Below are 24,845 nucleotides of genomic sequence, written 5' to 3'. Positions count from 1 at the left end.
TAACTAAATCGTTGCCAGCAATGTTTTTAAACGTGCCGGATAGTCAGTCATAATCGCGTCTACACCTAAGCGAGCTAGTTCCCGCATTTCTTGTTCATTATTGATAGTCCAAGGCTCTACCCGAATTCCTTGGTGATGACACCAAGCAACAAACACCCGGTCAACGATAGTTATTCCCCGCCACTTGAGGGGTACCTGGGCGAAGGTTCCCGAAGTTTTCAGTAGCTGGACATTTGCGCTGTGAGCAGCAATAACTGCCTTTAACACTTCGCGTGGTGAGAGGGAGGTTTGTGCTTCTGGGTGCAGTTTTCGCACTTCGCGCAGCGTCTTGGTAGAAAACGAAGAAAAAACTACCCGCTCCCAAGCGTCCGTATCACTGACTGCTTGTAGAGCTCCTTTGAGGGCGCGAGGTTCTTTAATATCCACGTTATAGGCGAGGTCGGGGAAGTCTTCCAGGGCGCTTTTTAGCGATATCGGGCGCTGACCTTGCGGACTGCGAAGAGCGAAGTATTCGCGGGAGGAAAGCTCCCCAACTTTACGCGAATCCCCCCAGGGATTATCCAGCTGCTCATCATGTTGCAGGACTACGGTTCCATCTTTCAGGGCGCGCACATCCGTTTCAAAGCGGCTAACTTTCAGCGAGGACGCGTAAATAATAGATTCCCGGGTGTTCTCCACCGTTTCCCCGCCGCCCCCTCGATGGGCAATTATCTGCGGAACTAATTGCATTTTTGCCCTAGATAACGAAAGTGATGGGATTCTAGCCAGGGTACCGGATCTATGTAGTTTTCTTCCTGGTCTGGCATTATTTCAAAATGCAGATGGTTTCCGGTAGAGTTCCCGGTTGACCCTACCGCCCCCAACTTATCTCCCGCTTTGACCTTTTGCCCTACCGTAACAGCGAAAGACCCCGGAAGCATGTGCTTGTACTGGGAAAAAACAACTCTTCCTTCTATGAGGTGTTTAACTCGCACAGTGTTTCCGCCCCCACTTATGGATCCAACAAAGACTACTTCCCCATCGGTTAAAGCGTGAATCGGAGTGCCGGCAGGCGCGGAAAAATCAGTGCCCGTATGCAGTTTACGGATTCCTGAAATTGGGTGAATACGATTTCCAAAGGGAGAGGTTTGCCTGAAAGTTCCGCGCTCCAAAGGAAATAATATTGCGCCCTCGTTGTCCATCTGTTCGGCACCTTTGTTGCCGGAACCTACGTTAGAGAACTGACACTGAGGATCCGCGCTCAAAATACGCGCACGGGTATTAGCCGCCGGATCTGGAACTAATCCAGTTTCCAGGTCTCCGCTGGCGAGCTTATTTGGGCTTTCCGCCCAGCTCTTAGAAGCTCCCTCTACCGAAAGCACATGCGCGGTCATTAATCCTGGTTTTTGTGCCTGCACAAATCCGGTCAGCGGAGCGATGATGGTGACTGTGGCTAGCCCTAAAATCACCAGGGCGCGCGGAATTGCCGCAAATCGCTGCAAACGCCGCCGGCGGGCGCGTTGGGCGCGGCGAGAACGCTTGGGCATAGCCGATTCGTGCATACCTACTTCCTCCGGGAAATTAACCAACCCTGAAATGATAACGAATTTATAACGATTTTTCCAGGGCGGGAAGTATCATCCTTATTCCAAATTACGCTGCATAATGTCGCGGACTTCCCCCACCAGCTCTTCCAAGATATCTTCTAGGAAAATAGCCCCCAAAGTTTGACCGTTTTCAGTTACCTTCGCCAGGTGAACTCCGGTTTTCTGCATTACCCGCAGCGCCTCCTCGACTTCTTCATCGGGGGAAACTTCGGGCAGGACCCGGATTCGCCAAGATTCCAGCGGCGCCTCACGTGCGGCAGTAGAATCAGCAAAAATTACGTCCTTAATATGCAAATATCCCCGTAAAGTCCCGGATTCATCGCTAATCGGGAAACGGGAAAACCCGGTCTTCGCTACCTCCGCCTCAAAATCAGCCGCCGAAAGTGGCCAGTTCAAAGTGATTAAGTCGCTGCGAGGAATCATCGCCGAACGCACGTCCTCTTTAGAAAATTCCAAGGTGCCAGATAGCAGTCCCAGGTCATCCCGCAAAGTCCCTGCCGCCGTGGACTTAGCGACAATCGCAGACATCTCTTCAATGGTGAAAGATTGCGCCACCTCTGTACGGGGAGTAACTCCCACCAGTTTCACAAACCAGTTAGCTGTCGAATCCAGCGCATGAACAATCGGTCGTACCGCGCGAGCAATCCGTACCAGGTGCGGGGAGATCACCAGGCAAACCCGCACTGCCGCTGCCACTGTTAGATTCTTCGGAATCATTTCCCCTAATAAAATATGGAGGAAGACCACTAGCACCAGCGCAAACACAAAAGCAATCGGATGAGCTAGCGCGGGGGAAACCCCGAAGAAATTTAAAGGTCGCAAAATTAAATGTGCCAGTGCCGGTTCGGCAACTGCCCCGAGTCCCGTAGAAGCCAAAGTAATCCCCAACTGGGTTACCGCTAGCACTAAGGAAACATGCTCTACCGCCCACAGCGCTGCTTTGGCTCCCCGTTTTCCTTGCGCGACCAGAGGCTCGATTTGTGAGCGCCGGGTAGAAGTAACCGCAAACTCGCCGGCAACAAAGAAGGCGTTAGCTGCCAGCAAAATCAAAGCCACTAATAAAGCCACCCAATCAGACATGACTATCACCCTTGCGCGGTTGCTTACGGTGAGTTTGAGATACGGGAGAAGTGGGTTCCGGCACGCCGGCTGTTATCAAAACTTTTTCTATGCGGCGCCCATCCATTTTGGCCACTGTCAAAGTGTGCGAACGGACTTTAACGCTCTCCCCTACTTGGGGTATCTTTCCCAAAATTACTAGCATCAACCCGGCTACGGTTTCATAAGGGCCATCATCTGGCAGCACTACATCGATACGGTCGGCTATTTCATCAGGACGCAAATCCCCATCCACCAGCCATTTATTCTTACCTTCCAGCCGGATCCCGCGCCTACGCAAGTCATGTTCGTCAGCTACTTCCCCCACGATTTCTTCCACAACGTCCTCTAAGCTAACGATTCCGCAGGTACCGCCATACTCGTCAACTACCACCGCCATTTGCAGATTAGCGGCCCGCAGCTGCACTAAAAGCGGCGCCAGTCGTACAGTTTCCGGAACTCTAAGCGCCTCTACCAGTAAGGGCTGTGCAGTCACTGGCACCTTTTTCCGCTTAGCAAATGGCACCGCCACTGCCCGGCGCAAATGCACCAACCCCAAGATATCGTCTGCATCCTTGCCCAGAACCGGAAAACGCGAATGTCCCGTACGTCGGGAAAGCTCTACCACGTCCTCGGCGCTTTGGTTCGCCTCTAAAGATTCCATCCGGCGCCGGTCAGTCATTACGTCACGGGCACAAAGTTTTCCTAGACCCACTGAACGGGTAAAAATTGTGGCAGTAGATAAATCCAAAGTACCGGCTTCGGCACTGTGACGCACCATAGCCGCCAGTTCCGAGGCGGATCGCGCCGAAGACAGCTGCTCTAAAGGCTCTACCCCCAAGGCTCGCACCACCTGGTTAGAAAGCCCGTTCAAAACCGTGATTATCGGCTTGAATATTACGGTGAACGCGCGCTGAAAGGGAGTAACCATCCGCGCCACTTCGAAAGGTTTAGCTAGCGCCAGATTCTTGGGGAACAACTCGCCGAATACCATAGAGAAGGCGTTAACCAGCACCAACGCTACTATCACCGCTATAGCAGTGGCCAGCGAGGCAGCTAGTTTTACATCCTGCAACAGCTCAGCAAATAAGGAGGTAAGCGCATTTTGGGTGGTGTATCCCAAAAGGATGGTGGTGAGGGTGATTCCCACCTGCGCCCCTGAAAGCTGGGTTGATAAATGTTGGAGAGATTTCAACACTCCCGCGGCGCCTTTTTCCTTACGCTTGGCTCGCCCCTCTACCTGAGCGGGATCTAAAGCCACCATCGAGAATTCAGCGGCCACAAATAGGGCGGTACCGATAGTGAGTAATACACCCAAAAGCACCATTAGCAGGTAGTAAATACTCGCAGGCAACTACACCACCGTTACCCGATAGTTGGGGTTAGGCCGCACAACAAACACCTCTTCAAGTAGGCAATACGTAACTTATTTTAATAGCAATCTACCAATGTTGGTAAAGCCTAAATAAACTCTCTCAATATCAAGAGAAATGCTAGGACTTTAGAACTAATTAGGCTTAGTATCTTAGTGGATACTTTCTCACCATCCAGAAAAGGAAGCGCCATGCCTAATTCGGAACATCAAATGGATCAGTCGGTAAGCCCAATCAACCAGGAGATTATTGATGAACTCTATGACAAATACTGCAAGGATCCTCTGTCAGTTCCCGAGGATTGGCGGGAATATTTCGCCGCTCTAGAGGCTCGCAATGCACAAATAAAGGATCCGGAATCCGAAGAATCCGAACCGCACCAGGTAACCCCTACGGGATCGGCAGTTAGCGGTCGGGATGTTACCCGCTCGGATTTACCCCCGGCTCCCCCGGTGGCAGCCTCGGAACCGACTTCCCCCTATGTCGCCAGGCAAACTGCCCTTGACCTGGGACCTGGCAGCCCTGGCGGGGAGGAAGACCAGGTGGAACGGTTACGTGGGGTCGCCAAAGCAGTAGTTAAGAATATGGATGAATCGCTGAAGATTCCTACCGCTACCTCTGCCCGTGAGATTCCCGCCAAATTGCTAATTGAAAACCGCAAGGTAATCAACACCCATTTGGCGGCCACTACCGGCGGTAAGGTTTCCTTCACCCACCTGATTGGCTACGCCATTATCGAGGCGCTGGTGGAAATGCCGTCAATGAATGTTCGCTTCGAAAAGGACGAGGATGGCCGCGACTGCATCCGCAAATTTGCGCACGTAGGGTTCGGCCTGGCCATCGACCTTCCCAAGGAAGATGGTTCCCGCTCATTGATGGTGCCGGTGGTTCACAATGCTGACACTTTGAACTTTAAGCAGTTCATTGACGCGTACGAGGATCTAGTTAAGAGGGCGCGCGCCGGCGCCCTCAAACCTGCTGATTTTGCCGGTGGCACCGTCACCTTGACCAACCCGGGTACTTTGGGCACTAAACATTCGGTTCCTCGCCTAATGGCAGGTCAGGGCGCAATTATTGGGGTGGGCGCCACCTCTTTCCCCGCCGAATGGGCTGGTGCCTCTCCTTCGCAACTAGCCAATGCGGGAGTCGGTCAGATTATGACTATGACTTCCACCTATGATCACCGCGTGATTCAAGGCGCAGGCTCCGGGGAGTTCTTGCGGATTGTTGAGCAAAAACTAGCTGGTCACGATGGGTTCTATGAACGGGTATTCTCCACTTTGGGCGTTGCTCACGAGCCCTATCAATGGGAACGTGACTTTAACTATGACGAGGTAACCGAGAAAGGAAAACCCGCCCGGATTGCGGAATTGATTCATGCCTACCGTTCCCGCGGACACCTGGCTGCTAATACCGATCCCCTGCAGCAGATTCTACGTCGTCACCCGGATCTATCTATCGGATCTTACGGACTGAGCGTATGGGATTTGGACCGGGTCTTCCCCACCGGTGGCTTTGCCGGCCGCGACACTATGAACTTGCGTGACCTGCTAGAACACCTGCGGGCTACCTATACTCAGGCAGTCGGGATTGAATATATGCATATTCAAGATCCGGTACAGCGCCGCTGGGTGCAAAATCGGATTGAGAAACCCGCGAAGAAACTTTCGAAAGATGAACAGATGCATGTGCTCAGTATGCTGAACCATGCCGAGGCCTTCGAAACCTTCCTGCAAACCAAATATGTGGGACAAAAACGTTTCTCACTAGAGGGCGCAGAATCTCTGATTCCACTGCTGGACAATATGCTCTTTAACGCGTCTCATGCCGGGTTGAAAGATATTACCATCGGGATGGCTCACCGCGGACGCTTGAATGTGCTTTCGAACGTGGCGGGTAAATCCTATGAGCAAATTTTCTCCGAGTTTGAAGGCTACCTGGATCCGAACTCTACCCAGGGCTCTGGCGATGTCAAATATCACCTGGGTACCGAGGGTATTTATTCTGCCGCGGAGGGCGAGGGAGTGCTAGTATCGCTGACCGCTAACCCCTCCCACCTGGAGGCCGCCAATGGAGTAACCGAAGGGATTACCCGCGCTAAGCAGGATCGCTTAGGCGGGGGTAAAGAGGCAGAAAGCCTAGTAATGCCGATTCTGATTCACGGTGATGCCGCCTTTATCGGCGAGGGCGTAGTACAGGAAACCCTCAATATGTCGCAACTGCGCGGCTACCGTACTGGCGGCACCGTACACATTATTGTTAATAACCAGATTGGGTTTACTACCGGACCTACCTCGGGGCGTTCTACCCGCTACTGCACCGACTTGGCAAAAGGGCTGCAGGTTCCAATCTTCCACGTTAATGGGGATTTCCCGCAAGACGTGGTGAAAGTGGCGAAGCTGGCCTTCGACTTTAGGCAAGAGTTTCATAAAGACGTCATTATCGATATGGTTTGCTACCGCCGGCGTGGACATAATGAGGGCGATGACCCCTCTATGACCCAGCCGGTGCTTTACTCCTTAATCGACCGCCTACCTACCACGCGCGAGGTCTATACCCGTAACCTGATCGGGCGCGGTGACCTCAGTGAAGAAAAAGCGGCAGAAGCCTTGCAGGAATACCATGATGATCTGAATAAGATTTTCCAGGAAACTCGGGAAAAGAAAGAATTCGACGCCGCCGAACATGACGACACCACTAATCCCGGGGGCGATACGCGGTGGGTGATGCCCTCCTCGCAACAACCCGGGCAGGGGATGATGATTGGCTGGACTTCAGCGATTACTCGTGAAGAGGTAGAGCGAATCGGTCAATCCCAGGTGCGGGTACCAGAGAAGTTCACTCCTCACCCCAAGATTATGAAGGTACTGCAAAAGCGGGAAGTCATGTCGCGGGAAGGCAAGATTGACTGGGGCATGGGCGAGATGTTGGCCTACGGCTCTTTGCTGATGGAAGGAACCAATGTGCGTCTGGGAGGGCAAGATTCCCGCCGGGGTACTTTCTCGCACCGCCACGCGGTAATTCATGATTACCGCAATGGTCGCGAATGGACGCCGTTGAATTTCCTCACCGAAGATCAGGCTACTTTTAGGGTCTATAACTCTCCGCTTTCCGAATATGCTCCCCTAGCTTTCGAGTATGGCTATTCGGTAGAGTCCCCGGAAACCCTAGTGCTTTGGGAAGCCCAGTTCGGAGACTTTGCAAACTGTGCACAAGCAGTTACCGACGAGTTTGTCTCCTCTTCTTTCCAAAAGTGGAATGAACGCTCGGGAGTGGTAATGCTCTTGCCTCACGGTTATGAGGGGCAAGGTCCTGACCATTCTTCGGCACGTATTGAGCGTTACCTGCAACTGTGTGCCCAAGAAAATATGTGGGTATGCCAGCCCTCAAATCCAGCGAATAACTTCCACATGTTACGTTCGCAAGCCTATAAGCGTCCGCGCAAACCTTTGATTGCGTTCGAGCCGAAGCAATTATTGCGTTTAGCAGCGGCAGCTTCCCCGGTCGAGGATTTCATTTCTGGACAGTTCCAGCCGGTGATTGGCGAGGTCGACGAGCGGGTAAGTCAGCCTTCGCGGGTGCTACTGTGTACCGGTCGCGTTTACTATGACCTGGTGAAAGAACGGGCAAAGCGGGAACGTTTTGATACCGCGATTGTCCGCCTCGAGCAACTGTATCCGCTCCCGGTAGACGAACTAAAGAAAGTTCTGGACACCTGGGGCGAATTGCCCCTCACCTGGGTTCAAGATGAACCGGAGAATCAGGGCGCCTGGCCATTCATGGCTTTGCATCTGCCGGGAGCTATTGGCAAGACAGTGCAGGTAGCTTCCCGACCGGAAGCGGCCTCTCCGGCAGCGGGTAATTCAAAGTTGCATAAGACCGAAAACGCCGAGTTAATGGAAAAGGCTTTCGCTTAGTTCAGTGCCAAGAAACTGTTTGGGGGCTTGGATGACTGCTAGTCATCCAAGCCCCCAAAAGTTTTTACCGCTAGCTTTTAGCGGTAGCTAAATACTTTTGCTTAGCAGTTAGGCCGTTTACCGTGATTGGCGGCACTGGTACGACGACTCTTGCGTTTACGTCCACGTTTAGACATCTAAAACACCTTCCCAAATAAAAAATCAACGTCCCTAGTTTTACACATAATCCCACGTTTTTGGAAACTGGACCCCAATAGCTAAGTGTCGGGGAGACACTTTTCATCCTCGGCAAAAATAACTAAGTCGTCTTCTAGAGATTTTCGTGAAATCGTTCTTCCCTATACGACACTTGCATCCCATCTGACTGCATATAGACCGCTAGGCTCTCTACTATCCGAGTCCGTAAGGTCAAAGGCGCCACGGTTCCATGACACAGGCAACGCCGCAAAGACAAGGAGATACCGGCGGCTTCGCCCTCTAATAGTTTTTGGCAACAGGGACAACAGGAGATGTGACGCGCCTCTTCTTCGCTAAGTTCGCGGGATTCTTCCGCGGCACGCCGGAAGGGATCACGCCCACATGGTTGCTCGCTCATCGTTCCACCCCGATTCCGTATTCCCGGGCATACTCGGCTAATTCTTTTCGCAATTGACTGCGTCCGCGATGCAGCCTAGACATCACTGTACCCAGAGGAATCCCCAGAATCTGGGATATTTCCTTGTAGCTGAACTGTTCCACATCCGCTAAGTACACCACGGTCCGGTTTTCATCTGAAAGCTGATCAAAGGCCGCCTGGATAGTTTCATTAGGCACACGCTCTAGGGCAATGGTTTCCGCCGAGGGCATTCCCACCTGATGATGCAAAGACTGTGCAACCTGCGCCTGATCAGAGATTTCACCGGAGCCGTCCTCTTGCGGTCGGCGACTTTTCGAACGGTACTGATTCAATAAAGTATTCGTCATTATCCGGTACATCCAGGCTTTAAGGTTTGTGCCTGGCTGGTACTGGTTGAATTTACGGAAAGCCTGCATATAGGTTTCTTGTACCAAATCTTCGGCATCGGCAGGTCTGCGAGTAAGGCGCAACGCCCCCGCATAAAGCTGATCTAGTAGCGGTAAGGCTTCGGCGGAAAAACGCTCCGCCAAAGCAGATTTTTCCTCTGATTCTGCCTGTCTATCTGTGGCAGCGCCGGGAAGATTTTCCTTCTCCCTCGCCGTTTCCCCGGCATAGTTACCTTTACCGTCAGGGGAGGGCGCATCGGTAAGCTGCACAGCTAAGGTATCGGTTTCCATTACCTTCCATTCTAGTCCAGTTCTTGCTCCGCCAGTTTGAGAAAGAAAAACCTAGGAAGCTAGAAATAGACCCCGGCAATGGGTAAGAATAGAAATATGGCTAACCGGTATGCATTTTCGCGCGCGCTGATTGCCGCGCCTTTAATTATCGAGGGAATCGATGCGGTGCGTAACAGCGATCAACACGCGCAGCTTGCCCAGTATCACCTGGAAGTTATAGAGAAAAACGGTTTTCCTCCCTTAACGAGAAGTGACGTGAAAACCCTGGCAAAAGTCTGCGGAGTAGCAGTAACCCTGCTGGCACTGAGAATGGCAACCACCCGTCGCTCTCCCCTGGCTACTAGCGCCCTTGTACTAGCTAATGGCGCAGCCACCATTGTCAACGGCTGGCAGCGAGATAAAATTGATGCTTTTAGAATCGCCCAAGGGCTCGCCCTCCACGCGGCTCTAACTTCCGAGATTTTTACCCGCAGGCAGGAGTAACTTGTGACTATCTGGAATGCCCCCGTTGGAAACCGCCCTCTAAATGCGGTAATCTCCCTGCCGCCCTCTAAATCTTTGACTGCCCGCTCCCTAGTTTTAGCCCTGCTGGCTAAAGAACCCACTTTCATCGCTAATCCGCTGCATTGCCGCGACACCGATTTGATGATTGCCGGTATCAAAGAGTTCGGTGCCCAGGTTACCGAGCAATCCGGCGGAATCCTAGTCACTCCCCCAGCTAAGCTAACCCCCCAAACCGGGGTGGTCGAATGTGGTCTAGCAGGTACGGTGATGCGTTTTTTGGCGCCGGTAGCACTACTGAGTGGTCAACCAGTACGTTTTCAAGGGGACGAGGCTGCCAGTGCGCGTCCCATGCAAGGACTACAGGACGCCCTTGCTCAGCTGGGAGCCCAGTTTAGCGATATGCCAAAACCAGGACATTTACCTTTTACTATCAGCGGGCAAATTACTCCCAGTGACCAGCTGAAACAACTGAAGATAAATGCTGCCGCCTCGTCCCAATTCGTCTCTGCGCTGCTTTTAGTTTCCCCGGCACTACCTTTTGAAATGCAAATCGAGGTGGACTCGGTACTCCCCTCTATTCGCCATGTGGAAATGACTATCGCGGAAGTAAACGCCTGTGGCGGAGAAATCGAGAACTTGGGTGGAGAAACCGGAGATTGGAACACTCGCCAGATTCGGCATCTGTGGCGCTGTAAGCCTGCTTCGTTGCGCGGGGGCGAGCGGATTATTGAACCGGACTTAACCAATGCCGGACCTTTCCTGGCCGCCGCCATGATTTGCGGGGGGCAAGTTAGTATCCCCCATTGGCCAGCAAAGACTTTTCAACCCGGGGATGCTTGGCGGCAACTCCTAACCCCTATGGGGGCGCGTATCTACCGCACCCCGGAGGGTAGCCTGGTCTGTCAAGGGCGGGGGGTCATCGGGGGAACCCGCAGTGACCTAGAGGCTCTCGGGGAGCTTACTCCCACCTTAGCGGCGCTGTGTGCTTTGGCGGTAGAGCCTTCCAAACTAACCGGTATCGGACATTTGCGGGGACACGAAACTGACCGTTTAAGCGCCCTGGAAACCGAGATTAACCGCTTGGGCGGAAAAGCTCATGCGCGGGAAAATTCCCTGGCAATTTCTCCGGCACCTTTGCACGCCGCTTTGGTCAAAACTTATGGTGACCACCGGATGGCGATGTTTGCTGCTCTAATTGGTTTGCAGGTTCCGGGGCTACAGGTAGCAGATATCGAGTGCGTGGGTAAAACCTTCCCGAACTTTACTGCGACTTGGGAAGCTATGTTGGCCGGTGCTAATGGCGCGGCGTGATATCGGAACTGACGATCCTCGAGTACGGGTTCGTCCTGCTCGTTCTAAACCGCGCCGTTCAAAAAAGCAGGTAGATTACTCTGCTAGCCCCACTGCTTTTGTTTTTGCGGTAGATCGCGGTCGGATTCACGTACAAATGGGGCAAACCAAGCTAGTGGGGGTGAAAGCCCGGGCATTAGGGCGCCACGGAATCATCGTCGGCGATCAGGTGCGCGTCACCGGAGATTTGAGCGGTAAAAGCGGTTCCCTAGCGCGGATCGTGGAGGTTTTACCGCGCAAAACAGAACTCACTCGCTCCGCGGAAGACAGTCCGGGAGCTAAAGAAAAACCCATGGTGGCAAACGCTGATCAAATGGCAATTGTTACCGCTTGCGCTGATCCTCCGCCGCGTCCGGGCATGATTGATCGCCTTTTGGTTGCCGCCTATTGCGCTGGAATCGAGCCGTTATTACTGGTTACTAAATCCGATCTCACCTCCCCGGAGCCGCTGTTAGAACTTTTCCGCCCCTTGCAGGTTCCCAGCGTGGTAACCAGCATAGAGAGCGGGGAAGGGATAGAGAAGGCAGCCCAGCTTTTGGCTGGGCGGGTTAGCGTACTGGTAGGCCACTCAGGTGTAGGTAAATCTTCACTGATGAATGAGCTTATCCCGCAGGCGGAACGCTCCACTGGTCAAGTTAACCAGGTGACCGGACGCGGTCGCCACACCTCCACTTCGGTAATGGCACTCCCCTTCCAGGATGGTTGGTTGATTGATACTCCCGGTATCCGTTCTTTCGGGCTGGCTCATATTGGGGAAGAAGATTTGCTGGCAGCTTTTCCGGATCTAGCGGAGGTAGCCACCGACTGCCCGAAACTTTGCCGCCACTTAGCGTCCTCACCAGGATGCCACTTGAGCTCCTTAGAGGTAACCGATCCCGCGCAGGAGCGGCGAGTGGAATCCTTCCGGCGTTTACTTGCCTCCCAACAGAGCCAAAATCCGCTGATGTAGGTGAGAGTTAGTGGCGAGGGCGTTACCGCCCTGGCAACCAGACTTACCTTGCAAAGAGGTAAAACGTCCCCCGGCTTCTTCAACGATGGGTACCAATGCCGCCATATCGTAGATTTCCAGTTCCGGTTCGGCCGCGGCGTCCACTACCCCTTCGGCCACCAACATATAGGAATAAAAATCCCCGTATGCGCGGGTGCGCCAGACTTTTCGGGTCAGCTCCAAGAAGGCCGGCAATTTGCCGCGTTCTTCCCAACCGCTCAGAGACGAGTAGCTGAGGGAAGCATCTTTGAGTTCGCTTATCTTAGAAACCCGGTTAGCTTGGGGTTCCCCGCCATTAAAGGCACGCCACGACCCTAAGCTGCGACCTGCCCACCAACGCCGTGCCAAAGCCGGAGCACTCACTACCGAAGCCACCATTTCTCCAGCCAGTTCCAAACCGATCAGGGTTGCCCAGACAGGTACCCCGCGCACAAAATTTTTAGTGCCATCGATGGGATCAATAATCCAGCGAGCATGGGTAGCTTCGGCAGCGTTGCCCCCATATTCTTCCCCATAAATCAGGTCATCAGGGCGGGCAGCCGCTAAGGCCTGGCGAATCATCTGTTCGGCACCGCGATCAATATCAGATACTGGGGTCAGATCAGCTTTTTCATATACCTGGTAGTCACGCTGGCTAAAATGCTGCAAAGTGTACCGATCTACCTGATCGGCGATTTCTAGCAGCAGCCCCAGGTCTTCACCAAGGTTTCGCATCTTATGATTCTTCCTTTCCGAGGGCGGATAACACTTCTGCTTGCAAAGCCGCACTGACTTGCCCGGGAGCGCTGGGATCTGCTCCCGGAAGCACCGCGAAGGTGGCGCAATTTCCGAAGGCTCCCCCAATCAAGCGGGTCGCAGTGCCGATAGTTCCCATACCGATCACCATAAATAGGCGTTTTCCAGCGGTTTCTTTATAGTATTTTTCCATTGCCGAAAATACTTCTAATAGGTGCGGAGCATCGTTAATAGTCAACGCCAGTTTGGCGACTTTTGCCCCCCGTTCATGGGCGGCATTTAGCCAGTTATAGATGTTTTCCCTATCCATTTTTTGGGCTTGCTCTGCCCCAAAGTAGTGACGAGAAAGCACGCTCACAACCCCCCGTTCATGGGCATAATCCAAAGCCTGGGTTGCCAAAGTAAAATCGTCCTCAATGTCGAGGGCGCTAGCCCCTACTTTCACCAGCATCTTCATAGTTTCCAGCTGATGGGTGGGCACCATTCGCGAGCCTCCGCCCTGCCCGGTGCTGCGGCAGGTAGCTAACCAAGGCAATTTGATGGCGGGAGCCACCTGTCCCACAATTTCCCGCAAATAGGCGGGATTATGGTAGTCGCGGAGCTGGTCTAGCCGCCACTCAACTAGGTCTGCTACCCGCGGAATCCGAGAAATTTGCCCGCGCAGTTCAACCTGATTTCTGCCGGTCAGCGGAACAATCAACGCTGGTCGCCCCGGGAAAAACAGTGACTCCTGTGCCATAGCTTCGCCTCCTGGAAGTATTGCTATCTTTAAACATACAGCACCTGAAAGCCTCGGTGCCTAGCCGGCAAATAAGTAAAATAGATTGTATGAAGTTAATCCACACCTCTGATTGGCATGTGGGACGCACCCTCTATGGCGAAGATTTATCTGCGGCTCATCGTCAGTTTTTTTCTTTTCTCACTCAGCTGGTTCGTGAGGAAAAAGTCCAGGCAGTAATGGTGTCGGGAGATGTTTTCGATCGCGCCATTCCCTCGCTGGAATCTTTAGAAATTGTTTCTCAGGCACTGGCGGAACTAACGCAGTTAACCGCAGTGATTTTAACCCCCGGCAACCATGATTCTGCCGAAAGATTGGGGTTTTTAGCTCCCTATGTGCGCGGGAACCTATATTTACGTACCACCTTGGCTGATATTACTCACCCGGTAGAAATCTCCACGGCAGGTGAAACCGCGCGGATTTGGGGACTGCCCTATCTCAATCCCGATATGGTGCGCACCAGTCTTTATGACGGGCCGCTACCTGCAGAAAATCCAGAATCAACAGCGGATAATCCGGGTGAAGATCCCCTTCCTCGCCTGCCACGTTCTCATGAAGCAGTAGTAGCGGCGGCCATGCGCCGCCTCGGCAAAGCCCAGCAACTGCTACCTGCAGCTGACCGCACTATCATCATGGCACACGCTTTCGCCGTAGGCGGCGCGGCCAGTGATAGCGAACGGGATATCACCGTCGGTACCGTGCAATCCGTTCCCCTCCAGGTTTTTGAACGTTACGGAGAAACTGACTCGGGCGCTTTCCTCGACTTGCCAGCTCCAGATTATTTGGCCTTGGGACATTTGCACGTGCCACAAAAACTGCATACCGTCCGGTCTGCGGGACGCTATAGCGGCTCCCCGATAACTTTCTCTTTTTCGGAATGCCACACCCCCAAATCTCTGGTGCTGTTAGATACTGCCGCCCCGGATATGGATCCCCAATTAGTTCCCACCCCGGTGTTCCGACCGGTAGGACGCATCAAAGATTCTTTTGAAACCCTGATGACAAGCCCCCGCTATGAAGAGTTCACTGGCTATTGGTTGGAAATTACGGTCACCGATTCTGACCGCCCCAATTTCATGGTCACTAAGTTAAAGCAGCGTTTCCCGAAAGCTTTAGCGATAATACAGGAAGTCACTTCCCCCAACTTGGAAGATCAACGCCAGGCGCTGCGAACCAATCGCTTCCGTCCTCAGGCACTTGCCAAAGATTTCTTTTGCCAAGCCCGCCTAGGCAAGGAGCTAAACGAAGAGGAAAACCAGCTGGTAGAGCAGGTTTACGAGCAGGTACGCGAGGAGAGCTAAATGCGGATTTTAAAACTTAGCTTCGAGGCCGTGGGGTCTTTTGGGGGCAAAGAAACTATTGATTTCACCAAACTCGGTACCGGCTCCGGGGTGTTTTTGATTCATGGCCCCACTGGTTCCGGGAAATCTACGATTCTGGATGCGATTGTTTTCGCCCTCTATAATGACGTGGCCTTGGAATCTAACGCTTCGAAAAGCCGTCTTCGCTCCGACTATGCCGGTGATGATCAAGTTAGCTGGGTGCAACTAGATTTTGAGGCGCGGGGACAACTTTATCGAGTCTGGCGCACCCCAAAATATGACCGCCCCAAACGTCGCGGTTCCGGTACCACTTCCCAGGCGGCGGAAGCTTCTCTCTGGCGGCTTAGCAGCGAAGATGCAGATCCCGGGGACGCGATTGCCTCCCAACCTAGAACCGTCAATGAGGAGTTAGTTTTCAGAATCCTCCCGTTGACGAAGTCGCAGTTCTTACAAACCGTGATTTTGCCGCAAGGGGCATTTTCTCGTTTCCTGCGGGCGTCCTCGGATGAACGGCAAGAGATTTTGCAACAGATTTTTGGCACCCAGATTTTTGAGCGGATGCAAAACGAATTCATCGAGCGCGCCCGCCAAGCACAAACTAGCGCCAAAACAGAGTCGCGCACGATATCCAGCCAGCTTAAGCTGTTTACTGAAAACTGGAGTAACTTGGCGAAGTCGGTTGCTAGTTCCCGCAGCGAGTTAGAAACTTTACGCGATACCCAAGCCTCCTTACCAGAAGTTTTAGATGAAGATTTGATCAAATCTTGGGAACCCTACTATCTGTTGCCTTCCGCGCACTCTAGCGAGTGGATAGCAGAACATACTCAGCAAGTAGACGCGGCTCGAAAAAAATATCAAGCCGCCTTGGAAAATAAGGAAAAGGCGAAGACTTTAACCCAAGACTTCCAGGAACTAACTCGCCTGTTAGAAGCAGAAAAACAACTTCGAGAACGCCAGGATCAGGTTAAAAGCTATCGCGAAAAAATAGCGCTTCATGAACGCGCTACCCGAGTGCATACGGAAATAAAAGCAAAACAGCAGTACCAGGAAAACTTGGTTAAAACCCAGGAGCGGCTGACAAAAAATCTACAAGCTGCTCCCGTGCCTTTTAGTACTTGCCAGCCGCCAACCGATGCCGCCGGGTTAGCTGATCTAGAAGAAAAGATAACCGGGCAACAGAGGAAAAACGATAACGACCTGGGGGCACTGGCTCCTCTAATCGAGCGGCAGAAAAAACTAGAGAGCCTGGAAAATGAGGCCAAAAAAGCCCGCCAGGGGTATGTCGAACATTCCAAAGCTGCTGCCCAAGCCGCAAAAGAGTTTACACAGTTACTGCCGAATCTTAGGTCGCTGCTACGGCAGCAGTCACGCCTAGAAAAAGAGCAACTCCGTTTTGAGCCGGCTCGACAAGAACAACTCAAGTTACGTCAGTATGAGGGGGAACGCCAACATTTCTTGCAGGATTTCCAGCGATTTCAGGATGAGGCAAGTAAACTTCCGGCCTTAGAGAAAAAGGTGATGAAGGCGCAGGCAGCCGCCGCCGCATACGAGCGCGAGTTTTTCGTGGACTCTTCGATTCTTTTAGCTGACCGCCTACAAGCGGAGGAACCCTGCCCAGTTTGTGGATCGCCGACCCATCCCCATCCGGCTCATGGCACTGCCAGCGGGAAGCGTTCTCTCAGCAAGTTAACAGAGCTCAGAGAGGAGTTCACCAGCACAAAGACGACTTTAAGAGAGAAACACGAACAGTTAAAAAATGAGCGGAATCGGTTGCGCACTGAAATCAAGCAGCTACGGGGAAAGTTTCCGGGGAATGCGCAGGTCATTGACCACCGCGTTGCCTACTTGCAGGAACAAGCTGAAAAATTAAAGAAACTACGAAAGCGGCTAGCAGAGTTAGAAAAACAGGCCCAAAAGTATCGAGACGCGATCCAAAAGTCGGCTAATGCTGCGAAACTTGAAAAAAATAAGGCCTCCACTGCGCTGGAGCAGATCCGGGAGATAAAAGCGGCGATCGCTGCTTCGGGAGAATCTAGCGACCTGGTGACTCGCCAACAAACCCTCAAACGGGAGCAAGAAAAACTTTCTTCTTTGATAAAAACGCTGCGAGAAACCAAGGATGCCTTGAACAACTTGGCGCAAGCGCAAACCCGTTTAGAGCAGTCCCTACGGGAACAACAGTTCCCCGATGCCTCGGCAGTAGAGACCGCCCTCTTGGAAGAGGAGAAATACCAAGAACTAAAGCGCGAGGTACAAACCTGGGAGGATGCGTTTAAAGCCAACCAGGTAAAGCTAAAGTCCGACCGGATTCAGAAAGTTAAAAAAGCAGACTTTGTGCTCCCGGATTTAGAAGCTTTAGAGACCAAGGCGAGCGGGGAAGCAGAGATTTTCCAAAAGAAGCAAGGGGAACTAGCCAAGGTTAAAGAACAGCTAAAAACCGTGGAGATGACCGTAAGTGACCTGCAGGCAGAGACCGCCCGGTATTTGGAGTCCATCCGGGACACCTCCATGCTGATTACATTCGCTAATTTGGCGAAAGGCGAAGAAGGGTCCGCCCTAAGAGCGCCCCTGGCTACCTGGGTGTTGCTTGATCGCTTCGAAGAAGTGCTAAACGCCGCCAATCCTTATTTAACGGGTATTTCCGGAGGGCGCTACCAGCTTTCTCGCACCGATACCGAGTCTTCCCGCCGTCGTAACCAGGCTTTATCTCTAGCCGTCACCGATAATTTTTCCGATAAGACCCGGGAAATTTCTGCGCTTTCTGGCGGGGAACTATTTTATTGTTCTTTGTCATTAGCTTTGGGATTATCGGAAGTGGTAACCGCTGAGGCGGGCGGAGTCGAGATCTCTTCTATGTTTATTGATGAGGGCTTTGGCACTCTTGATGACACCAAACGGGCGGAGGTTATGCAGGCTTTGAAGAAAACCTCCGCTTCAGGTAGAACCGTAGGGTTAATTAGCCACGTAGCTTCACTGCGCGGCGAAATCTCTGACCAGATTGAAGTGATTGCCAGTAAGGGGCAGGGGTCTACCCTAAAAATCACCGGCAACTAGCTGCTCAGAATGGGCTTAATCAGCAGGTAGAATCTACCGGCGTTAAGCAGTTACCCAGATTGCGGCAACTGCCGGTTTACCTAGGGTAACTTCCTGCCCGTCTACCTCTATCCGCATAATTCCGGCTTCTGGGATTTTCTCTATAGGAACCAGGGCGCAGCCAGGAACGATCGCTACTGATTCCAAGAATCGCAGCAGCTGGGCATTGGAGTCTTTTATTCGTGCCACCGTGGCGAGGGTGTTTATCGGAGCCTTAGCTAGCGGCAAGGTGGAAACTTTCGGGAGGTAACCATCCGCGGTGGGTATCGGATCCCCATGGGGATCCACCTTTGGAGCTCCCAGCGCTTGATCCATAGCCGCAATTAACTTATCGGAGGCCGCGTGTTCTAGAACATCGGCCTCGGCATGGACTTGATCCCAGGGGTACCCCAACTTTTGATGCAGATAAGTCTCGAGGATGCGATGCTTGCGCACCATCTTCAAAGCTAACTGTTTACCCTTAGCAGTCAGAGTAATGCCCCGGTAGGGAACATGGGTGATCAGCCCTAACTTGTCTAGACGCCGCACATTTTCAGAGGCAGTGGAGACCGCTACCCCCATTCTTTGGGCTAGCCCTGATACCGAAAGGGTACTTCCTCCCCACTCGGTAGCTCCTAAAAGATGCTTTAAATAATCTTGCACTACCCGAGAGGTAGTTCCCTCAGAGTCTGCCTGACCACCTAGCGATTTCCGGTTCATAACGTACCCCCTAAGTTAAAGGCGAAAAATCTCCAACCCGAAAACGGTAAATAGTACCGCTACAATGACTGCTACGTTCAAAACGGCGCCCAGCCACCAATAGCCCACCAGCACGCGCCGCATCCCCCTTAACGGGCTGACAGGGCTAGCAGCTGCCCGCACCCAAAGAGCATAAGAGAGCCAGGCTAAGAAAATCGTGGCCACCCAGGTTAAGAAGCAGTAGGGACACAGGGAATGCAGCTGGAATACCGAGACTATTAGGAAGAAAATTATTGTTCCCAAACCGATGGTGGTTCCGATAGCGAAGAGCAAAAGTCCCCATTTAGGAAGTCTCCCCCCGGCTAGTAGATAGATTCCTGCCGCTACCAGCGCTGCGAAGGCTATCATCCCAAAAACTGAGTTCGGGATCCCGAAAAGCAGGTGACCGGCTGCAGATTCCATGGCTCCGCGACAATCCACTACGTCGTTTAGAGAGCACCCTAAGCCGCGTCCCGGCTGGGCGCGGTGAATCATCTCTGTACGCCATAACTGCCAGGATGCCGCCAATCCTAGCAGTGAAAATAAAATAATCCCGGCACTGGAAACACGCGGAAGGCGCCCGGAGCGCATCGCCGGAGGCGGAGAAAGTGGATCGATGTTAAAAGCAAGTTCACCTGCAGTTAAACCTTCCTGAGTATGCTGCATTCTTCCCCTCTTTTAGTGGAAAACATCTGTCCATAACCTAGCATATTGCGAAGAAAGAAAACGGGTGAGGCCGCCAAGCGACCTCACCCGCATCCTAGCTAGTAGGGATAACTATTTTGCTTCCCGCATCCGCAGCGGAACGTAGTCACGCTGGGGAGCTCCCTGATACACCTGACGGGGACGCCCGATACGGGTCATGGGGTCATGAAGCATTTCGATGTATTGAGAAATCCAGCCGGGCAGGCGCCCGAGCGCAAATAGCGGGGTGAACATTTTGGTGGGGAAACCCATCGCCGAATAGATTAGACCAGTGTAAAAGTCCACGTTCGGGTAGAGTTTGCGTTCAATGAAGTAATCATCAGATAACGCTACCTGCTCTAGTTCCATAGCTAGATCAAACAAATCGTTGTTCTTGCCCATACGGGCGAGGACATTGTGCGCCTGTTCCCGCACAATCGCGGCACGCGGGTCATAGTTCTTGTACACGCGGTGACCGAAGCCCATCAGCTTCACGCCCTTTTCTTTATTTTTAACTTTCGCTACGAAGTCTTGAATCGACATATTGGTGTCCCGAATGTTGATCAGCATCCGCAGCACGGCCTCATTGGCGCCGCCATGCAGCGGCCCCGATAGTGCCCCTACCCCGGCGGCAATCGAGGCGTACATATTGGCGTTTGAGGAACCCACCAAACGCACCGTGGAAGTGGAGCAATTTTGCTCGTGATCAGCATGCAAAATGAAGAGCACTTCCAGGGCACGCACGATTGCGGGATCGATATCGTAGGACTGGTAAGGTAAACCGAAGGTCAAACGGATAAAGTCCTCTACATAGGAGCGTTCGTTATCTGGGTAAAGCAGCGGCAGACCGGCAGCCCGTTTAGCAATATAGGAAATCATGGTCGGCACTTTTGCCAGCAGCTGCACCGCCTGAATATCTTGCAACTCCGGGTCATGCACATCGGCGAAAGTTTCCTCGTAATAGGTTGCCATCCCGGCGATGCCACCTTGCAAAATCGCCATGGGGTGACCATTGGAGGGGAAGGCGGTAAAGAATGCCCGGAAGTCTTCATGCAGTAGGCGTTGCCGTTTTACCCGCCGTACGAACTCATCTAATTGGGAAGGCGTAGGTAACTCTCCCCTGATCAGCAAATAAGCAACTTCTAGGAAACTAGAGTGGTTGGCCAACTGATCAATCGGGTAACCGCGATAACGTAAAATCCCCTTACCACCATCAATGAAGGTTACTTTAGAAGTACACGAAGCAGTGGTGGAAAAACCCGGATCTAGCGCCACCAGTCCGGTTTGATTACGGAGTTTAGACACGTCAATACCTTGGTCACCGCAGGTTGCTTGCACTGGCGGAAATTCAATAGTTTTACCGTCAACTTGCAGTACACCCGGTTGGCGGCCGAAACTATCTGGTTCTGAGGTATTTTGAAAATCTTCAACCATTTCGACAACCTTCCCGAAAAAGGGGGTGACTTAGTGCCATCCCATGTTTTTATGTAGGACTTATTACCCTTAAGACTATAACAGTTTCTTAAAGACTTCACCATTCTTAGGCAAATGTTGCTAAACGCTTTGCAGCTTTTTCTATTTCTTGATTACTTACGCAGAGCGCCACTCGCACATGTGAACCAGGGCTAGAATTATAGAAACTCTCCGGAGCTACTATCATTCCTACCTGTGCAAACCTGTCCAGTAAACGCCAATCCGCTCCGCTATCAAATCCCATTTTTTCTTTATCACTTTGGTCTTTGGGGTCAAAAACCCAAAGGTAAAGACCAGCTTGACATTCTTTAGCAATGTTAAGCCCCGCATTTTCCAATGCTGCCGCCAGAACTTTTCGTCGCCACGCATAACGCGCTACCTGTTCGCCAACGTGGGAGCGGTCTAAAAGCACCTGGGTTAAAGCTGATTGCACCGGAGCCGGCATCATTTGCCCACAATGTTTGCGCACTGCTACCAGCGCGGAAATTAGTTGCGGATCTCCAGCTACGAAGGCCGCACGGTAGCCCGCCAAATTAGATTCTTTGGAAACCGAATACACCAGCAGCAGATTTTCACTGCTCCCCCCGCACACGTCTGCTTGCAGCAACGAGGGGGCAGGGCCTGCGCCCTCGTAGGTGAGCTCGGCGTAGCATTCGTCGCTGGCTACCACGGCACCTACTTCCCGCGCCCAAGAAACCACGTCTCGCAGCCATTGCTTAGATGCCACCCAGCCAGTGGGGTTAGCGGGGGTGTTTATCCAGACCAATGCACTATCGCGTGGCCAAGTAGAGATGTCGTTAGAGACCGGAATCCCCTGAGCACCTGCAAGTCGAGCACAAATATCGTAGGTCGGGTAAGCAATTTCGGGGAACAGAACTTTGTCGCCAGCACCTATTCCCAGCTGCCACCCCAGATTCGCTACCAGTTCTTTAGAGCCCACAGTTGGCAGGCAAGCGTCTTCACTTAAACAGGTAATTCCCCGCCCGCGCGCCCAGCTGACCATTGCCTGACGCAGCTGGGAATTGCCGATAACTGCAGGATAACCGGGAGTGTTTGCTGCCGCCTGTAAAGCGGATTGCGCAATATCTGGGCAGTCGTCAATCGGGGTGCCGATAGATAAATCTATAGCTCCCCCTGGGACAGCTGCCGCTTTTTTCCGATAAGGGTCAAGTAAGTCCCAAGGGAAAACCGGCAGATTCAGGGGGCGTGGAAGGTCGGTGTTTTTCATGTTCCCAGCCTAAGGCACCGTCACCACCTAAAAGCGTTACTTCCGCCAGATAAAGCGGAAATAGGAGGCACTAAAAGCTATTCTTCGCGGGGAGGCAGCTTTTCAATCATAGGATCGTCATAGCCGGTGGGGCCAACACTGGAGGCGCCTCCGGGCGAACCCAAACCTTTAAGTTCAAAAAAGTCCACGTTGGCGCGATAGTAGTCAGCCCATTCTTCCGGCAGGTCATCCTCGTAAAAGATGGCCTCCGTGGGGCAGACCGGTTCGCAGGCCCCACAGTCCACGCATTCTTCGGGGTGAATATAGAGCGAGCGTTTGCCCTCATAGATGCAATCGACAGGGCATTCGTCGACGCAGGCGCGATCCTTAACATCTACACAGGGCTGAGCAATCACGTAAGTCATAGATTCTCCTTAGGTTCCGATATTGCTAGTATCTCACTATGAAGTTTGTGGGCAATCAGAAACCGCCGCCGCGCCTTCCTTGGCTGTCTTGGAAAGTAGGCGAACGGGTAGTGCTGCGCCGCAGAGAAGCCGATGGTCTCTACGACGCTTTGGGAGAAGTCCAAGACGTAAGCCCAGATAGCGTCACTATTTTGACCCGCAAAGGCCCAGTGACAGTCCCAGCAGAAAAGATGGTGACTGGGAAAAGAGTTCCTCCCCCGCCAAAAATCTAGCCGCCCAGATTCCTCAATAAATCAGCTATTCGCCGCGTTCTTGACGACGGCGGCGAGACGCAATTTTGAAACGGTCTTGCGCACTTAATACCACTTTGCGGATCCGGATCTCTTCCGGGGTAACTTCCACACATTCGTCCTCGGCAGCAAACTCTAGCGATTCTTCCAAAGTAAGTACCCGGGGAGGAACTAACCCCTCAAAAGCATCGGCAGTGGAAGAACGCATATTGGTTTGCTTCTTTTCCCGGGTGATATTGACGTCCATATCTTCCCCCCGCGGATTTTCTGCTACCACTTGCCCCTCATAGACTTCGCTACCGGGTTGAATAATGAAACTGCCTCGCTCTTGCAACTGAATCATCGCGTAGGGCGTAGATTTTCCGGCGCGATCCGATACTAGGGACCCGCTTTGGCGGCGGGTAATCGTGCCTTGCCAGGGGGCGTATCCATCGGCAATAGAAGAGGCAATCCCCGATCCGCGAGTTTCGGTTAGAAACTTGGAACGGAAGGAAATCAGACCGCGAGCCGGCACCCGGAAAATCAGGCGCACCCAGCCCGTGCCATGATTAGACATAGTCTGCAATTTGCCTTTGCGCGCGGCCATTAACTCGGTTACTTTACCCAGGTAATCTTCGGGTACATCGATGGTCATTTGTTCCATCGGCTCGTATCTTTTCCCGTCAATCTCTTTGGTGACTACCTGGGGTTTTCCGGCGGTTAGTTCGAAACCTTCCCGGCGCATTTGCTCAATCAAAATCGCCAAGGCCAGTTCCCCGCGCCCCTGTACCTCCCAGGCGTCAGGGCGTTCAGTCGGCAGTACTTTCAAGGACACGTTCCCGATTAGTTCCCGATCGAGGCGGTCTTTAACTTGGCGAGCCGTAAGTTTATGTCCCTTTACCCTGCCTGCCAGCGGAGAAGTGTTGGTACCGATAGTCATGGAGATAGCGGGATCATCTACCTTAATCAGCGGCAGCGGGCGGGGGTCTTCCAGATCCACCAGAGATTCCCCAATAGTAATTTCGGGGATGCCGGCTACCGCCACGATATCGCCGGCGTGGGCTTCCTCTACACTTTTACGTTCCAATCCGAAAGTAGCCAGCAGCTCGGTGAGCTTTACGTCAGTAATCGAGCCGTCATGACGCGCCCAACCTACGTGTTCACCATGCCGCAAAGTCCCGTTGTGGATCCGCAATAAAGCCAGGCGCCCGAGGAAAGGCGAAGAATCCAGGTTGGTTACATGGGCTGCCAAGGGAGCATCCGGGTCATATTCAGGCCCAGGAATCCGGTTAATAATCGCGTCGAACAGGTCGTGGAGGTCGCTGCCGGGTAGTTTCCCGCGAGCCGGTTTTTCCCAGGAACAGCAGCCAGCTTTTGCCGAGCAATAAAGCACCGGAACATCGAGCAAAGAATCTAAATCTACTTCTTCGCCTTCATCAACCAAGTCTTGTGCTAGAGCCAGCAACAGGTCAACAGTTTCGGCTTCTACTTCTTCAATCCGCGAATCTGGGCGGTCAACCTTATTTATCACCACGATTACCGGAAGGCGGGCAGCCAGCGCTTTACGCAATACAAAGCGGGTTTGCGGCAGCGGCCCTTCGGCGGCATCCACCAGCAGCACTACCCCATCCACCATCGAGAGGGCACGTTCTACTTCCCCACCGAAATCAGCGTGTCCGGGAGTATCAATCACGTTAATGGTGATCCCTTCGCTGACCCCCACATTTTGGGCAGCTTTCCCCGCATAATGAACCGCGGTGTTTTTCGCCAGGATGGTGATGCCTTTTTCCCGTTCCAAGTCGCCTGAATCCATCACCCGTTCGCCGGTTTTTTCTACGCTGGCATGATCGCCGAAGGCTCCCGATTCCCAGAGCATTTTGTCCACTAGGGTAGTTTTCCCGTGGTCTACGTGAGCAACGATCGCCACATTTCGCAAATCCTGGCGAATCTTCATGCGCTCCTCCTTATAACCGTTCCAAGTATTAACTCGAGCATGAAAAAACCGGCGGGATTAGGGTCGCCGCGCCGGAACT

At 52.8% G+C, this 24,845-nt stretch carries 22 protein-coding genes; 7 read left to right on the top strand and 15 right to left on the bottom strand.

Translation table 11 applies throughout. From position 1 onward, the window contains the following. Positions 1 to 3: 3 nt before the first annotated feature. From BQ5456_RS09935 to BQ5456_RS09920, 4 genes are all read right to left on the bottom strand, one after another. On the bottom strand, positions 4 to 729 hold the full coding sequence (locus BQ5456_RS09935) for a glycerophosphodiester phosphodiesterase family protein (protein WP_071129829.1): 726 nt from the start codon (positions 727 to 729) through the stop codon (positions 4 to 6). Beyond that, positions 720 to 1,541 carry a M23 family metallopeptidase gene (locus BQ5456_RS09930; RefSeq protein ID WP_071129828.1) on the bottom strand — a complete coding sequence of 274 codons (822 nt, stop codon included), beginning with the start codon at positions 1,539 to 1,541 and terminating at the stop codon, positions 720 to 722. Before BQ5456_RS09930 ends, BQ5456_RS09935 begins: the two co-directional genes overlap by 10 nt. A gap of 81 nt (positions 1,542 to 1,622) precedes the next feature. Beyond that, positions 1,623 to 2,666 (bottom strand): hemolysin family protein, encoded by a 1,044-nt coding sequence (locus BQ5456_RS09925; RefSeq protein ID WP_071129827.1) that lies wholly within the window; start codon positions 2,664 to 2,666, stop codon positions 1,623 to 1,625. Further along, on the bottom strand, positions 2,659 to 4,011 hold the full coding sequence (locus BQ5456_RS09920; protein ID WP_071130046.1) for a hemolysin family protein: 1,353 nt from the start codon (positions 4,009 to 4,011) through the stop codon (positions 2,659 to 2,661). Before BQ5456_RS09920 ends, BQ5456_RS09925 begins: the two co-directional genes overlap by 8 nt. A 237-nt stretch (positions 4,012 to 4,248) precedes the next feature. On the opposite strand from BQ5456_RS09920, the gene BQ5456_RS09915 reads away from it, so the two are divergent. Next, positions 4,249 to 7,974: a multifunctional oxoglutarate decarboxylase/oxoglutarate dehydrogenase thiamine pyrophosphate-binding subunit/dihydrolipoyllysine-residue succinyltransferase subunit gene (locus BQ5456_RS09915; protein ID WP_083378483.1), complete on the top strand. Its 3,726-nt coding sequence runs from the start codon at positions 4,249 to 4,251 to the stop codon at positions 7,972 to 7,974. Between the two features lie 101 nt (positions 7,975 to 8,075). On the opposite strand, the gene BQ5456_RS10755 is transcribed toward BQ5456_RS09915, so the two are convergent. The 3 genes from BQ5456_RS10755 to BQ5456_RS09910 all read right to left on the bottom strand — a co-directional run bounded on the left by BQ5456_RS10755 (position 8,076) and on the right by BQ5456_RS09910 (position 9,267). Then, positions 8,076 to 8,150, bottom strand: a complete 75-nt coding sequence (locus BQ5456_RS10755) for a 50S ribosomal protein bL37 (RefSeq protein WP_373277209.1) — start codon at positions 8,148 to 8,150, stop codon at positions 8,076 to 8,078. A gap of 134 nt (positions 8,151 to 8,284) precedes the next feature. Beyond that, positions 8,285 to 8,569 carry a hypothetical protein gene (locus BQ5456_RS10335; RefSeq protein ID WP_143037077.1) on the bottom strand — a complete coding sequence of 95 codons (285 nt, stop codon included), beginning with the start codon at positions 8,567 to 8,569 and terminating at the stop codon, positions 8,285 to 8,287. After that, on the bottom strand, positions 8,566 to 9,267 hold the full coding sequence (locus tag BQ5456_RS09910) for a sigma-70 family RNA polymerase sigma factor (RefSeq protein ID WP_083378482.1): 702 nt from the start codon (positions 9,265 to 9,267) through the stop codon (positions 8,566 to 8,568). The genes BQ5456_RS10335 and BQ5456_RS09910 overlap by 4 nt, the downstream gene beginning before the upstream one ends. 96 nt (positions 9,268 to 9,363) lie before the next feature. Here BQ5456_RS09910 and BQ5456_RS09905 point away from each other — a divergent pair, with 96 nt between their 5' ends. The 3 genes from BQ5456_RS09905 to rsgA are packed head-to-tail and all read left to right on the top strand — an operon-like array spanning position 9,364 to position 12,070. Continuing rightward, the gene (locus BQ5456_RS09905) at positions 9,364 to 9,750 is read left to right on the top strand and encodes a hypothetical protein (RefSeq protein WP_143037076.1); all 387 of its coding nucleotides are present in this window, start codon (positions 9,364 to 9,366) and stop codon (positions 9,748 to 9,750) included. 3 nt (positions 9,751 to 9,753) lie between these two features. Further along, complete coding sequence (gene aroA / locus BQ5456_RS09900) at positions 9,754 to 11,082, top strand: 3-phosphoshikimate 1-carboxyvinyltransferase (RefSeq protein WP_071129825.1); 1,329 nt, start codon at positions 9,754 to 9,756, stop codon at positions 11,080 to 11,082. Beyond that, positions 11,069 to 12,070, top strand: coding sequence for a ribosome small subunit-dependent GTPase A (rsgA, locus tag BQ5456_RS09895; RefSeq protein WP_071129824.1), 1,002 nt, complete (start codon positions 11,069 to 11,071; stop codon positions 12,068 to 12,070). The genes aroA and rsgA overlap by 14 nt, the downstream gene beginning before the upstream one ends. Here the strand turns inward: rsgA and hisN are convergent. Next, a complete protein-coding gene (gene hisN / locus BQ5456_RS09890; RefSeq protein ID WP_071129823.1) occupies positions 12,032 to 12,823 on the bottom strand; it encodes a histidinol-phosphatase in 792 nt (263 codons plus the stop codon). The genes rsgA and hisN overlap by 39 nt on opposite strands. A gap of 1 nt (position 12,824) precedes the next feature. After that, entirely contained in the window at positions 12,825 to 13,583 is a 759-nt protein-coding gene (locus BQ5456_RS09885; protein WP_071129822.1) for a type I 3-dehydroquinate dehydratase, read from the bottom strand. An 89-nt stretch (positions 13,584 to 13,672) separates the two neighbouring features. Between BQ5456_RS09885 and BQ5456_RS09880 the strand changes: the two genes are divergently transcribed. Next, positions 13,673 to 14,923: an exonuclease SbcCD subunit D gene (locus BQ5456_RS09880; protein WP_071130043.1), complete on the top strand. Its 1,251-nt coding sequence runs from the start codon at positions 13,673 to 13,675 to the stop codon at positions 14,921 to 14,923. Then, entirely contained in the window at positions 14,924 to 17,998 is a 3,075-nt protein-coding gene (locus BQ5456_RS09875; protein ID WP_071129821.1) for an AAA family ATPase, read from the top strand. A 42-nt stretch (positions 17,999 to 18,040) separates the two neighbouring features. On the opposite strand, the gene BQ5456_RS09870 is transcribed toward BQ5456_RS09875, so the two are convergent. From BQ5456_RS09870 to fdxA, 5 genes are all read right to left on the bottom strand, one after another. Next, positions 18,041 to 18,736, bottom strand: coding sequence for a metal-dependent transcriptional regulator (locus BQ5456_RS09870; RefSeq protein WP_071129820.1), 696 nt, complete (start codon positions 18,734 to 18,736; stop codon positions 18,041 to 18,043). 15 nt (positions 18,737 to 18,751) lie between these two features. Next, positions 18,752 to 19,420 (bottom strand): vitamin K epoxide reductase family protein, encoded by a 669-nt coding sequence (locus tag BQ5456_RS09865; protein ID WP_071129819.1) that lies wholly within the window; start codon positions 19,418 to 19,420, stop codon positions 18,752 to 18,754. A 111-nt stretch (positions 19,421 to 19,531) separates the two neighbouring features. Beyond that, positions 19,532 to 20,872 (bottom strand): citrate synthase, encoded by a 1,341-nt coding sequence (locus BQ5456_RS09860; RefSeq protein ID WP_083378480.1) that lies wholly within the window; start codon positions 20,870 to 20,872, stop codon positions 19,532 to 19,534. A 106-nt stretch (positions 20,873 to 20,978) separates the two neighbouring features. Then, positions 20,979 to 22,139 carry a succinyldiaminopimelate transaminase gene (dapC, locus tag BQ5456_RS09855; RefSeq protein WP_071129818.1) on the bottom strand — a complete coding sequence of 387 codons (1,161 nt, stop codon included), beginning with the start codon at positions 22,137 to 22,139 and terminating at the stop codon, positions 20,979 to 20,981. Between the two features lie 77 nt (positions 22,140 to 22,216). Next, the gene (fdxA, locus tag BQ5456_RS09850; protein WP_071129817.1) at positions 22,217 to 22,543 is read right to left on the bottom strand and encodes a ferredoxin; all 327 of its coding nucleotides are present in this window, start codon (positions 22,541 to 22,543) and stop codon (positions 22,217 to 22,219) included. A 38-nt stretch (positions 22,544 to 22,581) separates the two neighbouring features. Between fdxA and BQ5456_RS09845 the strand changes: the two genes are divergently transcribed. Beyond that, complete coding sequence (locus BQ5456_RS09845; protein ID WP_083378479.1) at positions 22,582 to 22,815, top strand: hypothetical protein; 234 nt, start codon at positions 22,582 to 22,584, stop codon at positions 22,813 to 22,815. A gap of 25 nt (positions 22,816 to 22,840) precedes the next feature. Here the strand turns inward: BQ5456_RS09845 and typA are convergent, their stop codons facing one another. After that, positions 22,841 to 24,766, bottom strand: a complete 1,926-nt coding sequence (gene typA / locus BQ5456_RS09840) for a translational GTPase TypA (protein ID WP_071129816.1) — start codon at positions 24,764 to 24,766, stop codon at positions 22,841 to 22,843. Positions 24,767 to 24,845 lie beyond the last annotated feature (79 nt).

Source organism: Varibaculum massiliense, assembly GCF_900106855.1.
GTDB classification, from domain to species: Bacteria; Actinomycetota; Actinomycetes; order Actinomycetales; family Actinomycetaceae; genus Varibaculum; species Varibaculum massiliense.
Note: the sequence above shows the minus strand (reverse complement) of the source record. Positions and strands in the feature narration are given on the sequence as shown.

What these genes read in the sequence shown, in the direction of transcription:
- BQ5456_RS09935 (WP_071129829.1), bottom strand. Translation starts at nt 729, where the DNA reads ATGCAATTAGTTCCGCAGATAATTGCCCATCGAGGGGGCGGCGGGGAA.
- BQ5456_RS09930 (WP_071129828.1), bottom strand. Translation starts at nt 1,541, where the DNA reads ATGCACGAATCGGCTATGCCCAAGCGTTCTCGCCGCGCCCAACGCGCC.
- BQ5456_RS09925 (WP_071129827.1), bottom strand. Translation starts at nt 2,666, where the DNA reads ATGTCTGATTGGGTGGCTTTATTAGTGGCTTTGATTTTGCTGGCAGCT.
- BQ5456_RS09920 (WP_071130046.1), bottom strand. Translation starts at nt 4,011, where the DNA reads ATGGTGCTTTTGGGTGTATTACTCACTATCGGTACCGCCCTATTTGTG.
- BQ5456_RS09915 (WP_083378483.1), top strand. Translation starts at nt 4,249, where the DNA reads ATGCCTAATTCGGAACATCAAATGGATCAGTCGGTAAGCCCAATCAAC.
- BQ5456_RS10335 (WP_143037077.1), bottom strand. Translation starts at nt 8,569, where the DNA reads ATGAGCGAGCAACCATGTGGGCGTGATCCCTTCCGGCGTGCCGCGGAA.
- BQ5456_RS09910 (WP_083378482.1), bottom strand. Translation starts at nt 9,267, where the DNA reads ATGGAAACCGATACCTTAGCTGTGCAGCTTACCGATGCGCCCTCCCCT.
- BQ5456_RS09905 (WP_143037076.1), top strand. Translation starts at nt 9,364, where the DNA reads ATGGCTAACCGGTATGCATTTTCGCGCGCGCTGATTGCCGCGCCTTTA.
- rsgA (WP_071129824.1), top strand. Translation starts at nt 11,069, where the DNA reads ATGGCGCGGCGTGATATCGGAACTGACGATCCTCGAGTACGGGTTCGT.
- hisN (WP_071129823.1), bottom strand. Translation starts at nt 12,823, where the DNA reads ATGCGAAACCTTGGTGAAGACCTGGGGCTGCTGCTAGAAATCGCCGAT.
- BQ5456_RS09885 (WP_071129822.1), bottom strand. Translation starts at nt 13,583, where the DNA reads ATGGCACAGGAGTCACTGTTTTTCCCGGGGCGACCAGCGTTGATTGTT.
- BQ5456_RS09880 (WP_071130043.1), top strand. Translation starts at nt 13,673, where the DNA reads ATGAAGTTAATCCACACCTCTGATTGGCATGTGGGACGCACCCTCTAT.
- BQ5456_RS09875 (WP_071129821.1), top strand. Translation starts at nt 14,924, where the DNA reads ATGCGGATTTTAAAACTTAGCTTCGAGGCCGTGGGGTCTTTTGGGGGC.
- BQ5456_RS09870 (WP_071129820.1), bottom strand. Translation starts at nt 18,736, where the DNA reads ATGAACCGGAAATCGCTAGGTGGTCAGGCAGACTCTGAGGGAACTACC.
- BQ5456_RS09865 (WP_071129819.1), bottom strand. Translation starts at nt 19,420, where the DNA reads ATGCAGCATACTCAGGAAGGTTTAACTGCAGGTGAACTTGCTTTTAAC.
- BQ5456_RS09860 (WP_083378480.1), bottom strand. Translation starts at nt 20,872, where the DNA reads ATGGTTGAAGATTTTCAAAATACCTCAGAACCAGATAGTTTCGGCCGC.
- dapC (WP_071129818.1), bottom strand. Translation starts at nt 22,139, where the DNA reads ATGAAAAACACCGACCTTCCACGCCCCCTGAATCTGCCGGTTTTCCCT.
- fdxA (WP_071129817.1), bottom strand. Translation starts at nt 22,543, where the DNA reads ATGACTTACGTGATTGCTCAGCCCTGTGTAGATGTTAAGGATCGCGCC.
- BQ5456_RS09845 (WP_083378479.1), top strand. Translation starts at nt 22,582, where the DNA reads ATGAAGTTTGTGGGCAATCAGAAACCGCCGCCGCGCCTTCCTTGGCTG.
- typA (WP_071129816.1), bottom strand. Translation starts at nt 24,766, where the DNA reads ATGAAGATTCGCCAGGATTTGCGAAATGTGGCGATCGTTGCTCACGTA.